This is a genomic window from Rhizobium phaseoli, assembly GCF_001664385.1.
Taxonomy (GTDB): domain Bacteria; phylum Pseudomonadota; class Alphaproteobacteria; order Rhizobiales; family Rhizobiaceae; genus Rhizobium; species Rhizobium phaseoli.
In genome coordinates this window covers 3032371-3044918 of the sequence record NZ_CP013532.1, presented here as the reverse complement: position 1 = coordinate 3044918, position 12548 = coordinate 3032371, and the positions used below count along the sequence as shown (strand labels likewise).

The 12548-nt window shown below is 61.6% G+C and carries 11 protein-coding genes; 4 read left to right on the top strand and 7 right to left on the bottom strand.

Annotation, left to right across the window (positions count from 1 at the left end; genetic code table 11):
* Positions 1 to 10 precede the first annotated feature (10 nt).
* Positions 11 to 967, bottom strand: a complete 957-nt coding sequence (locus AMC88_RS14760) for a DMT family transporter (protein ID WP_012484526.1) — start codon at positions 965 to 967, stop codon at positions 11 to 13.
* Positions 968 to 1000: 33 nt separating this feature from the next.
* Positions 1001 to 1930, bottom strand: coding sequence for an alpha/beta fold hydrolase (locus tag AMC88_RS14755; RefSeq protein WP_064825474.1), 930 nt, complete (start codon positions 1928 to 1930; stop codon positions 1001 to 1003).
* A gap of 226 nt (positions 1931 to 2156) precedes the next feature.
* On the opposite strand from AMC88_RS14755, the gene AMC88_RS14750 reads away from it, so the two are divergent.
* From AMC88_RS14750 to metF, 4 genes are all read left to right on the top strand, one after another.
* Positions 2157 to 2897 (top strand): ribonuclease T2 family protein, encoded by a 741-nt coding sequence (locus AMC88_RS14750; protein WP_012484524.1) that lies wholly within the window; start codon positions 2157 to 2159, stop codon positions 2895 to 2897.
* 98 nt (positions 2898 to 2995) lie between these two features.
* Positions 2996 to 4645, top strand: coding sequence for an energy-dependent translational throttle protein EttA (ettA, locus tag AMC88_RS14745; RefSeq protein WP_004668527.1), 1650 nt, complete (start codon positions 2996 to 2998; stop codon positions 4643 to 4645).
* A gap of 162 nt (positions 4646 to 4807) precedes the next feature.
* A complete protein-coding gene (locus AMC88_RS14740) occupies positions 4808 to 5833 on the top strand; it encodes an ArsR/SmtB family transcription factor (RefSeq protein ID WP_012484523.1) in 1026 nt (341 codons plus the stop codon).
* A gap of 1 nt (position 5834) precedes the next feature.
* The gene (metF, locus tag AMC88_RS14735; RefSeq protein ID WP_012484522.1) at positions 5835 to 6737 is read left to right on the top strand and encodes a methylenetetrahydrofolate reductase [NAD(P)H]; all 903 of its coding nucleotides are present in this window, start codon (positions 5835 to 5837) and stop codon (positions 6735 to 6737) included.
* Between the two features lie 457 nt (positions 6738 to 7194).
* On the opposite strand, the gene AMC88_RS14730 is transcribed toward metF, so the two are convergent.
* From AMC88_RS14730 to AMC88_RS14710, 5 genes are all read right to left on the bottom strand, one after another.
* The gene (locus AMC88_RS14730) at positions 7195 to 8100 is read right to left on the bottom strand and encodes a DMT family transporter (protein ID WP_012484521.1); all 906 of its coding nucleotides are present in this window, start codon (positions 8098 to 8100) and stop codon (positions 7195 to 7197) included.
* A gap of 139 nt (positions 8101 to 8239) precedes the next feature.
* Entirely contained in the window at positions 8240 to 9460 is a 1221-nt protein-coding gene (locus AMC88_RS14725; protein WP_012484520.1) for a lytic murein transglycosylase, read from the bottom strand.
* An 81-nt stretch (positions 9461 to 9541) separates the two neighbouring features.
* Entirely contained in the window at positions 9542 to 10339 is a 798-nt protein-coding gene (locus AMC88_RS14720; RefSeq protein WP_010069633.1) for a glycoside hydrolase family 25 protein, read from the bottom strand.
* Between the two features lie 126 nt (positions 10340 to 10465).
* On the bottom strand, positions 10466 to 11140 hold the full coding sequence (locus AMC88_RS14715; RefSeq protein WP_010069632.1) for a class I SAM-dependent methyltransferase: 675 nt from the start codon (positions 11138 to 11140) through the stop codon (positions 10466 to 10468).
* A complete protein-coding gene (locus AMC88_RS14710; protein WP_064825473.1) occupies positions 11137 to 12381 on the bottom strand; it encodes a BtaA family protein in 1245 nt (414 codons plus the stop codon). The genes AMC88_RS14715 and AMC88_RS14710 overlap by 4 nt, the downstream gene beginning before the upstream one ends.
* Positions 12382 to 12548 lie beyond the last annotated feature (167 nt).

Here is a 12548-nt window from a genome sequence, read left to right as displayed (position 1 = left end):
CCCAGGCAATCTACGGCGCCAGCGTCACCTCAGATGTATCGGATACGGGTTTGGAAGCAAAGCGGCGCTCGCGCCAGAGGATGTAGATGCCGGAGGCGATGATGATCATGATGCCGAGCCATTTGATCGCATCCGGAAAGTCGCCGAAAACAAGCCAGGCAAAGATCGTGGCCGAGACGATCTCGAAATATTGCAGCGGCGCCAGCGTCGAAGCCGGTGCGGCGCGATAGGCGTAGACGCCGAAGATGCCCGCTATCGCGGCCATGGCGCCGACGCCGGCGACATAGAACCAGGCGTTGCCTAAGGGCATGACGGGATCGAAGATATCGGAGCCGCTGCCATCGCCGGCAAAAAGCAGGACGGCGCAGAAGATCAGGCCCCAGATGCCCATCTGAAACTGCATTGCCCAGGGATCTTCCTTGTGCGACAGGACGCGCGTCATCAGCACGAAAATGGCGATGCAGAGCGCGGTGAGGACGGGCAGGAGCGCGATGTAGCCGACTTCGTTGAAACTCGGCTGGATGATCAGCATCGCCCCGAAGAAGCCGACGCCGCAAGCGGTATAGCGCCGCCAGCCGATCGTTTCCTTCAGGAAAATGCCGCCGAGGATCGTCACGATGATCGGCTCGACGAAGAAGATCGCGATTGCGTCGGCGACCGCCATATATTTCAGCGTGGTGACGAAGCAAATCATCGAAATGGTGATGATCAGACCGCGGATGGCATGGAACAGGCTCTGGCGCCAGGAGAAATCGTCAAAGCTGCGCCGCCATATGACGATCGGCAGCATGCAGAGAGCCTGCACCGCGAAGCGGCCGGCGGTGACCTCGGCGGAGGGCACTGTGACGACGGCGAGCTTGGCGAAGATGTCGATGAGCGGCGAGAACATCACCGAAAGAAACATGAGCGCAAGCCCCATCGTCACGTCGGAGGGGGATGAAACGGGCCGGGCGGAGGTGCTGTTCATGGTGGGATTCTCGTCATCCGGGATTTTGGCCGTTCAGCTTTTGCCGACCGCGCCGTCACACCAGTCCGCGAAGGCGGCGATGGCCGCCTCTGCGCCGGTGTCATTCAGCGTTTCGTGCCGAATGTCCTGATATATCTCAGTGCTGATACGGGAGAAGCCCTGGCGTTTCAAATGGTTTGACAACCAGATCACGGCTTTTCCTCGCTCGGTCGCCGGATCTTCTCCGCCGCCGACCAGATGGATCGGCAGGTGGCGCCGCAGCCGGTCGAGATGCATCTTTCGCGGTGCGCGAAAGGTTAGTTCGAAGACATCGAGCCAGAGTGAAATCGAGGCGTCGAAGCCGCAAATAGGGTCGGCGACATATTTGTCGACTTCGTCAGGCTTCTGCGAAAGCCAGTCGAATTCCGTGCGGCGGTTGGCAATGGACCGGCCCCAGGCGGCGAAAGTGAGTTTCGGCAGGAGGCCGCTTGGCACATCCGAGCCTTTCAGCATGCGTTCGGCGACGAGGATCGCCTGGGCGGCGCGGCCGGCAAGGCCGACGGCGAAATTGGAATTCCAGACGGCGACCGCGTCGAAGTCGGCCGGGGCGGTGACGGCAGCATTGAGCGCAATGAGACCGCCCATCGAATGACCGAAGAGGATGACTTTCAGGCCCGGATGGCGCGAGACCGCGTGAGCGCGCATGGCGATGATGTCGCCGATCACCCGCTCGACGCCGTTGCGCCACGCGAAGCGGCCGATCGGGGCATCGGGCGCTGTCGTCTCGCCATGGCCACGGTGATCGTGGGCGTAGACATGATAGCCGCGCGCCGCCATCGCCTCGGCAAAGCGGCGATACCGCTTCGAGTGCTCAGCCAGCCCATGCGATATCAACAGAATGCCGCAGGCGGGGCCGGTCGCCTCGGCATGGTGATAGGCCAGCGATGCTCCCGGCACGGAGAGCCATTGCGTTTCAGAAAACATTCGGATCCTCCCGGCCGCAGCAGAGCAGATCGCTACCGCATAATTTCTTAATGCGAAATCGATTTGAGGATTCATGCTTCAACTCAAAGTGATGGAACGTCCTTTGTGTGACTTTAAAGCGTTAGAAGCAATCGATAACAAAATACGGGAACGTTGCGATTCAGGGTTGCTGATGTTTACTCTTTGTGCTTATCTGTTCGTGCATTGTTCTTATATGGGGGTTGAAATGAGCAGCATGCAGTTGCGTACCTTGACGTTCGCCGTATCGATAGCCCTTGCCGGCGCCGCCATGGCGCAGGAGGCCGACGGACGCACCCGTTTCATTCTTGCGGCGAGCTGGCAACCCGCCTTCTGTCAGACGAACCAGAAGAAGGCCGAATGCGCAAGCCAGACCGGCGAGCGCCACGACGCAACGAATTTCTCGCTGCACGGCCTCTGGCCGATGCGGCAGGATTATTGCGGCGTCAGCGACGACCAGAAGGCTGCCGACAAGGATGGTAAATGGGCTGCATTGCCGGAAGTGACGCTTTCGGCCGAGACGCAGGCGGCGTTGGCAAAGGCGATGCCCGGCACGCAGTCCGGCCTTGAACGGCACGAATGGACAAAGCATGGCACCTGCACGAAAATGAGCGCGGAAGATTATTTCGGCGTCGGCCTCCATCTCGTGGGTGCTCTCAACGCATCGGCCGTGCGCGACCTCTTCGCCGCCAATATCGGCAAGACGGTCAAGTCCGATGCGATCAAGGCGGCTTTCGACAAGAGCTTCGGGCCGGGTGCGGGCGACCGCGTCAAGATGAGCTGCCGGCGGGCCGGCAATGTCAGGATGATCAGCGAGCTGACGATCGGCCTGTCCCAGGATGCGGGAACGGCGTCGGCGAAAAGTGGCGCTCTCGGCGATCTGATCCAGGGGGCGGGAAAAACCTCTTTCGGCTGCGATGAAGGTGTCGTCGATGCAGCGGGCTTCTGACCGGAATCCTGCCTAAACCGGGTTTCGGCGTTGCCCACAGGCGCTGTTTCGCCTACATAGCGGCACGAAACGAAGTTTCCCGCCCGGAGCAGCGCAGCATGGCACGTCAATTCATCTATCATATGTCCGGCCTCAACAAGGCCTATGGCAACAAGAAGATCCTGGAGAACATCCACCTTTCCTTCTACCCGGACGCCAAGATCGGCATCCTCGGGCCGAACGGCGCCGGTAAATCCACTGTGCTGCGCATCATTGCCGGCCAGGACAAGGAGTATACCGGCGAAGCCTGGCTGGCCGAGGGTGCCACGGTCGGCTATCTCGAGCAGGAACCGCATCTCGACCCGAACAAGACAGTGTTCGAAAACGTCATGGAGGGCGTTGCCCCGAAGACGGCGATCCTCGATCGCTACAATGAATTGATGATGAACTATTCCGACGAGACCGCGGAAGAGGGCGCCAAGCTTCAGGACATCATCGACAGCCAGAACCTCTGGGATCTGGAAAGCCAGGTCGAGATGGCGATGGAAGCCCTGCGCTGCCCGCCGCGCGACGCCGAGGTCACCAGCCTGTCCGGCGGCGAGCGCCGCCGCATTGCGCTCTGCCGCCTGCTGCTTTCGCAGCCGGATCTGCTGTTGCTCGACGAACCGACCAACCATCTCGACGCCGAAACCATCGCTTGGCTCGAAAAGCATCTGCGCGACTATCCGGGCGCCGTGATGATGATCACCCACGATCGCTACTTCCTCGACAATGTCACCGGCTGGATCCTCGAACTCGACCGCGGCCGCGGCATTCCTTACGAGGGCAATTATTCGGCCTATCTGCAGGCGAAGGCCAAGCGCATGGAGCAGGAAGGTCGCGAGGAGGCCTCGCGCCAGAAGGCCATCAGCCGCGAACGGGAATGGATCGCGTCCAGCCCGAAGGCGCGTCAGGCCAAGTCCAAGGCGCGTATCAAGTCTTACGAGCAGCTGGTGGATGCCGCCGAGAAGCAGCGTCCCGGCGACGCGCAGATCATCATCCCGGTCAGCGAGCGCCTCGGCCAGGTGGTCATCGAGATGGAGGGCATCACCAAGGGCTTCGAGGGCCGCACGCTGATCAACGACCTGTCGATCAAACTGCCGCCGGGCGGTATCGTCGGCGTCATCGGCCCGAACGGCGCCGGCAAGACGACGCTGTTCAAGATGATCACCGGCCAGGAAAAGCCTGACAGCGGTTCGATCCGCATCGGTGAGACCGTGCATCTCGGTTACGTCGACCAGAGCCGCGACGCCCTGGCCGGCGACAAGACGGTCTGGGAGGAAATCTCCGGCGGCGCGGAAATCATCAAGCTCGGCAAGTTCGACATGAACTCCCGTGCCTATTGCGGCGCCTTCAACTTCAAGGGCGGCGATCAGCAGCAGAAGGTCGGCAATCTCTCCGGCGGTCAGCGCAACCGCGTTCACCTCGCCAAGATGCTGAAAGCCGGCGGCAACGTTCTGCTGCTCGACGAACCGACCAACGACCTCGACACGGAAACGCTGGGCGCGCTGGAAAACGCGCTGGAGAACTTCGCCGGCTGCGCCATCATCATCAGTCACGACCGCATGTTCCTCGACCGTCTGGCTACGCACATTCTCGCCTTCGAAGGCGAAGGCCATGTCGAATGGTTCGAAGGCAACTTCGAGGATTATGAAGAAGACAAGGTCCGTCGTCTCGGCCCTGATGCCCTCAACCCTGGCAGCCAGGCCCATAAGCGCCTGACGCGCTGATCGTCCTTCTTTTGGGCTGAGAAAGCCCCGGTTCGGCCGGGGCTTTTTTATGTCCGGCCCTGTCGCAATTTGAGCAGGCAATTTCGCTGGGAGGGCGAATTGGCGCTTGTCACCGTCGCCTAAATCACATAAAGATATCTTTATATCTTGATTGGGCCGAAGATGAGTGAACCCTTGAAGCTTGGATTGGATGGGCTGGTGGACGTCTTGAAGGCGGCCGGCGAGCCGACGCGGCTGCGTCTTCTGGCGCTTCTCGACGCCGGCGACCTGACGGTCACCGATCTTACCGAAATTCTCGGCCAATCTCAGCCCCGCATCTCCCGCCACCTGAAGCTGCTTGGCGAAGCCGAACTGATCGAGCGCTACCAGGAGGGCGCCTGGGCCTATTTCCGCCTCAAGCAGGAGGGCAAGGCGGCAATGCTCGTGCGGGCCTTGCTGAAACATGTCTCCGAAAACGATCCGACCGTCCTTCGTGACGGTGAACGGCTGTCAGCGGTCAAGCGCCAACGGGCCGAGCGGGCACAGGCCTATTTCAGCCGCAACGCGGCGGAATGGGACGAGCTTCGCCGCTTGCATGCGGCCGACGAGGAAGTCGATGCCGCCGTCATCCGGCTGCTCGGCAACCAGCCGATCGACTCGCTGCTCGATCTCGGCACCGGCACCGGCCGCATCCTCGAACTCCTGGCCGGGCTCTACCGCCGGGCGATCGGTGTCGATGCCAGCCGCGACATGCTGAGCGTGGCGCGCGCCAATCTCGACAAGTCCCGCATCACCAAGGCCACCGTGCGCCACGCCGATATTCTGAACCTGCCGTTCGAGGGACAGGATTTCGACCTGGTGACGATCCATCAGGTGCTGCATTTCTTCGATCAGCCTGAGATTGCCATCGCGGAAGCGGCGCGCATGCTGCGGCCGGGCGGACGGCTCGTCGTCATCGACCTTGCGCCGCACACGCTCGAATATCTCCGCGACGAGCATGCGCATGTCCGTCTCGGCTTTTCGCACCAGGCGATGTCCGACTGGCTGCGCAAGGCCGGGCTCGAGGTCGAGCAGGTCGTCGATCTTCATCCGGGTCAGCAGAGCGGGCAGGGACTGACAGTCACCGTCTGGCTCGCGCGTGATCCGAGGCGCCTCATGGCTTCGCAACTAAGCGAAGGCGCCGAACCTACATTTGCCGGGAGAGTATGACATGGCTTTGAAAAACGAAGCGCAGGCGCGCAACATCGGGATCTCCTTCGAATTCTTCCCGCCGAAATCGGAAGAGATGGAAGGCCAGCTCTGGAATACCGTCAGCGAACTGCAGGACTGGGATCCGGATTTCGTCTCGGTGACCTATGGCGCCGGCGGCACCACCAAGGCGCCGACGCTGACCGCCGTCACGCGTTTCCTGTCGCAAACACCGCTTGCCACCGCTTCGCACCTGACCTGCGTCGGCGCGACGAAGGAAGAGACGCACCAGATGATCGAGACGTTCCGCAAGGTCGGCGTCACGCATTTCGTGGCACTGCGCGGCGATGCCCCCGGCGGCGCCGGCGCCCCCTACCAGCCGCATCCAGGCGGCTATGCCAATGCGGCCGAGCTGGTGGCCGGCCTCAAGTCGGTCGGCGATTTCGAAATTTCGGTCTCCGCCTATCCGGAAAAGCATCCGGAGAGCCGTGACACGGCCGCCGATATCGACATGCTGAAGCGCAAGGCCGACAACGGTGCCGACCGGGCGCTGACACAGTTCTTCTTCGACAACGACAATTTCGAGCGTTATCTGGAGCGGGTTCGCCGGGCCGGTATCTCGATCCCGATCGTGCCCGGCATCATGCCGATCCAGAACCTGACGCAGCTGAAGCGTTTCGCCGGCGCTTGCGGCGCGGTTATTCCCGCCTTCCTCGACGAGCGGTTCGCGGGCTTTGACGACAAGCCCGAAGAGCGGGCGAAGGTGGCAGCCGATGTCGCCGCTGAGCAGATCGAAGATCTCGTCCGGCGCGGCATCCGCGATTTCCATCTCTATACGATGAATCGTTCGCCACTGGTTTCCGCCGTGCTCGACAATCTCGGCCTTTCCCGCCGGCCGGCAAAAAACGCCGGCGCGGCTGCCTGATCTTCCGCGTCCAACAAAGTGAAAAGCGCATGTCGGGCGGGACATGCGCTTTTTCATTGGCGGATTGATCAGGGGAGTTCAGGTACTACCAGTCGTCACACCCCGGCCGGCCAGCTCAAATAAAGAGCATGGACAGGACGAAGGCGAACGCTGCACTGACCAACAGAACATTCAAGGATTGCGTGAGTCCCATGTCTGTCTCCTCGCGTTAACCTGCCAATAATATGTCGGAAATGTGTCGGTTGGGAAGCGGAATCTATGCTGCATTGCCGAACGAGGCGGTGGATAAGGCGAAGGCTGAATCCGCAAGCTCCTGAAATTAAAAACCTATTTGCGACAAAATCGCATTCACAGAATTTAACATGCGGTTAAATCGGGCGATTGCCGATTTACCTATGCGCCTGAATCATGGCACGCGGCCAAGCGGTTGAAATCATGCGGGATTTGCAACCATTCTTCACGTCGTTCTCGCCAACAGGCGATATGCACGGCCATCGAGAATGACGAGGCCGCAACCGATCAGCGCCATGCCGGCGAATTCGGCAAGTGCGAGCCGCTCGCCGAGGAAGAGCACGCCGAGAAGGATGGCGCTCGGCGGCACCAACAAGGTGACGAGCGAGGCGTTGGTGGCGCCGGCCGCCGCCATGATCCGGAAATAGAGAATATAGGCGAAGGCGGTCGACACCAGCGCCAGCGCCAGTACGGCGACGAGGATATCGAGCGACGGCACGGGCAGCGTCCAGGGGCGATCGGCCAAGAGCGACAGCGGCAAGGTGATCAACGAGGAGGCGGTCAGCTGGCCGGCTGCGGTGACCGGGGCCGGAATAGTCTTGAACCGCTTGCCGTAGGTGGCCGCGAACCCATAGGAGACGGCTGCAAGCACCGGAAGCAGCAGCGCCCAGAGCGGCCCTTCGCCGCTGGCCGACAGGCTGGGGCCGATCAGCACGATCGTTCCGGCCAGGCCGACCAGGCAGCCGGCAATCTTGGCGGATGACAGCTTCTCGTCTGATGTGAAGTAGTTGGCGATCAACACGGTCCAGATCGGCGTCGTCGCGTTCAGGATCGCCGCAAGGCCGGCGCCGATGCGGGTCTGGCCGAAGAAGATCAGCGCGTGCGGCAGGGCATTGTTGATAAGGCCGAGGATCAGGAATTCGCGCCAGCGGGCTTCCAGGATCGGATAGATGCCGAAACGGCCGGCGATATAGACGTGCAGCGCCATCGCGGCCAGCAGCAGCCGGAGGAAGACGAGGGTCAGCGGCGGGACATGCTGGACGGCAATGCGGGCAAAGAAGAAAGAGCCGCCCCAGATGAGACCGAGCAGGAGCAGCAGGCTCCAGGTCCAGGCATTCATTCTGTTGTCCATGCCGCCGTCCTCTATCCCAAGCCGTTCCGCTGACGCCTCGTCGAACTCCGGAAGCGGATCCTCAGCATCATGCTTTAACGCCGACGGCGCGCGGCGCCACCCGTTTCTTGCGAAGCGAGCGGCGGAGCGGCAACGGTGCTCAGAGGGCGTTGAGAAGCGCCGGCGTCGCCCAGCCGTCGGCCGGTATGCCGAGGCGCTGCTGTTCCTTCTGGATGGCAATACGCGTGCCGGAGCCGAGGATGCCGTCGATCTCGCCGACATCGTGGCCGAGCGACTGCAGCTTCGTCTGCAGTGTCTTCATCTGGTCGTTGGCAAGACCCGGTTCCGGCGCGCCCTTGAGATAGGTCGGGGCGCCGGATAGGCGGGTCGCGAAATAGGCGGCCGAGGTCGTGTAGATGAACGACTTGTTCCACTCGAGATAGATCTTGAAATTCGGATAGGCGATGAAGGCTGGCCCCATGCGCCCCTGCGGCAGGACGAGGTCGCCTTCGAGATCACCGAAGCCGGTGTTGCCGTCGCGCGGCTTGACGCCGAGCGCGAACCACTCGCCGGCCTTCATGGTGCCGCCGAGGCCGGACTTCTCCCAGGGCAGGTTATCTGGCACGGTGACTTCCTGCAGCCACGGCTGGCCGCGCTCGAAGCCGAGATGCTGGATGAATTTCGCTGCCGTCAGGATGGCGTCCGGGCCGCTCTGCTTCAGGCGGATATGGCCGTCGCCGTCGCCATCCATGCCATAGGCGATGATGTCGCGCGGCAGCATCTGCACCTGGCCGATCTCGCCGGCCCAGGCGCCGGTGTTGGTGGCGGGATCGAGGTCGCCGTGCTGGACCATCTCGATGAGAGCGATCAGCTGCGGGCGAAAGAGCTCCGGGCGGCGGCAATCGTGCGACAGCGTCACCAGTGCGTTGCGGGTGTTGAAGTCGCCCTGGACGGCGCCGAAATCGGTTTCCATCGCCCAGAAGGCGGTGATGACGCCGGAGGGGACGCCAAATTCCTGCTCGGCGCGGGCAAAGACGTCGGCAAATTGCTTCATCTTCTGGCGGCCGATGTCGAGGCGGGCCTGGCTGACGGTACGCTGGGAAAATTCGAGGAAGGTCTGTTTGAAGACGCCTTGGGCGCGATCGCGGCTCAGGACCTTCGGGTCGATCTCGGCGCCGGCGAGCGCCTGGTCGGCCGCTGCGGCACTCGCGCCTGCGGCAATCGCATCGGCCTTGACGCCTTCGAGGAAAGCGGAGAGATCGCCGCCGCAGGGCGCTGCCGCCGGGGCGGCAGCCGGCGCCTGCTGGGCGGCGGCGGCGCCGGCAAGGGCGAGGGCAAACAGGAGGGCGAGTGCAGAGCGGCTTGTGAGCGAGCGGTGCATGAATGCGGTCCTTATATCAAATGGATGTCCGCCGCTTTCCCAGAGGAATGTGACGGAAGCAAGAAACATTGAAAGACGTTACTAAGAATTTCTATCCTTGGAAACGGCGGCGACCCAGTTGTTCCAGTTCTTTGCGCTGCCAGCAAAGACGTTGATATCGGTCGGTCCCTTGATGCCGGGAATGACGCCGGTCGAGGTATATTGCCAGAAGGCCCAGCGGCGGTCGGAATAGGTCACTTCGGGGTGTTTTGCCACCGAGCGGACCCAGAAATGATAATCCTGGAAATAGCCGGCGAGATTGTCGCGGTGGAAATCGACCGAGGTGTAGATGATTGGGCGCTTGCCGTAGTAAGCCTCCAGCCGGTCCATGAAACGCTGCATTTCGGAGCGCACTGTTTCCGGGTCGGGACGGTAGCGGCAAGTCTTCGATTCGCCGTTCCATTCGACGTCGAGCACCGGCGGCAGGCGCATGGCCTCCTTCGGCACGTTGCGTATGAACCAGTCGGCCTGCTCATCGGCCGAGGAGCAGAAATAATAGAAATGGTAGGGGGCGTGCGGGATGCCGGCGGCGCGCGCCTCTCGCCAATATTCGTCGAAGCGTGGATCGACCCTGTCCTTGCCTTCCGTCGCCTTGATGAAGGCGAAGCCGACACCGGAATTCCTCACCGTCGCCCAGTCGATATCACCCTGCCATTTGGAGATGTCGATGCCATGGATCGCATTCTGCTGCGGATGCTTCGGGCCGAAATCCTGCGGATCGGTGTCCTGGAAGCGCGTCTTCGGCTTTATCGATGCGGTTTCGAGATAGTCGTGACCGGAAGAGGAGCAGCCGGCCAGCATGATGGCCAGAGGCAAAACGCAAAACAAAAGCCGGCGCATGGGTATCCCGTCGTGAACCGAATGATCTCTTTGCCCCACAGCCTGACCTTCGAGAAAACGAGTCCAGCAGAGGAATAACCCTCTTTTCACCATATCAACGTAAAAAATCGGTTAGTTTCAAGCGAATTATGAGCGCTTGCTGATAATAGCCGCCCGCCAGGCATAACCGCCGCCGACGGTTTCAAACAACAATCTCGCGTTGTTTTCATGGGCTTGGGCTTCCAGGACCTCGCGCAGATCGGCGCGCGGGGTGACGTGGAATTTCGTAAGCCAGGACTGCAGCATGCGGCGGAACCAGCGCGGCAGGCCTTCCTGCTGGCCGAAATCGACGATGTGCAACTGGCCGCCGGGATTGAGTGCGGCGATCGATGCATCGACGGCGCGCTCCCAATCCGGGATCATCGACAGGGCATAGGAAATCAGGATGCGGTCGAAGCCGCTGACGCCGAATTCGCGCGGCGTGTACGCCGTGGCGTCGGCGACCCGGAATTCCGGGATTGTCGCCTTGGTGGCGAAGGTCTTGCGCGCCGAGATCAGCATTTCCTGGGAAATGTCGAGGCCGAAGAGCTTGGCGGTCGGGAAATGCTTATGGGCGAAGGCCATGTTGCGGCCAGTGCCGCAGCCGACCTCAAGCAAGGTGCCGCCGTCCGGCACGTCGAGATTGCGGATCGTACTGTCTCGGCCGAGAAGGTAATATTTGCGGGTGAGGTCGTAGATATGGCGCTGGTAGCGATACATGCCATCCATCAGGCTGGCATGTTCGTTGCTGTTTCCCGCCGTCTCGGTGCCGACCTTGCTCACGCCTTCTTCCCGTAAATGTGGAAGCCGCCATAGATCGCCGAGCGGTCGAGCGCCGTCAGCTCACGCGACTTCTCCTCGAAATAATCCCACTGATCGCGGATCGAAGGCGACAGGCGGCCTTCGATGATGCTCTTTTCGGCGGCGGTGCGGAAGATCACGCGCGCACCTTCACGCGCCGTGCGGGTGATTTCCCTCCAGACGTCGTTCAGCTGCGCGTCGGTCATCCAGTCCTGCGCGTCGAGCAGGATGTAACGGTCGCGCGAGGCGGCCGGCTCGCGGGCCAGAAGCTCGGTGAAGCTTGCGTGGTGAACGTTGACGCGGTCGACATTGGCGCGGATCACCTCATAGTGTTCCGACTTCAGATAGGTCGGCAGCGGGCCTTCCTCTTCAGTGCCGTAGCGGCGGCCGAAGGCCTGCCAGGCGAAATAATTGTCGCGCATCGGGAAATGACAGGCGAGCTTTTCCAGGCGATGCTTCAGCACCGGTGCGATCGAATGATCGGCGGCAAGACTTGCGAGCTCGTCATATTGCTGCGGCGGAATGCCGAGGCCGAAGAGTGAGCTCTTGCGGCCGGTGATCCAGCGCACGACCGGCTTTTCGAACAGCGGCGCGATCTGCTCTTCGAAGAACTGGCGCTGCTCGCGGATCGAGCGGGTCTTGGTCATTTCGCGCAGCTTGACGCCATGCAGGCGGGCGAGAAGGTGGGCTGCGCCGATGAAGCGGCCAAGCAGCCCGGTTTCGTAGATGTTGCGGTCGAAGACCGTGACGCGGCGGCGGCCGAACTTGCGGCCGTTCCAATAGCTGCGGGTTGCTTCATCGAGTTTGGCAGCGAGATGCTGGTCATAAGCGCGGCTGTTCGACTTCTCGTTCGGCATCGCCAGGAAGCGGACGAGATCGGCATGGACAGGCAGGTGCTTGAAGGCGGCAAGCTTCAGCCGGTTCAGCGCGATGTGGTGCGGGTTGAGGTCGACGACATCGATCGAGGCCGGCGCTTTGGAGAGATAGGCGAGCATGTTGCAGCCGCCGGAGCCGATGGTGACGATGCGATGGTTTGGCTTCAGCTCCATCGCCTGCATATCGAGATCCGGATCTTCCCAGATCTGCGGATAGACGAGGCCGGAGAAGAGAAGGCCGAAGAGACGCTCGGAAAAACCTTCCTTCGAAAAAGCCTTGTGGCGGAGAAGGGCGTCCTTGAGTTTCCGGTTCTTGCGGAAGCCGGCATCCGGTGCAAATTCTGACATGAGTCTGTCACCTTTTTAGCGTTCAGGGCGTGTAGCGCGCCACTGCTACAGTTTGATGACGCGGGCTGTGGGCGCCGTTCTCGGAAGGCTCCGGCATCAATGAAGAGTGATCGGAATGGTGCGCTACTTCGCGGCCCGCCCCTTTTCGACAGGCGCGATTCCTGCTT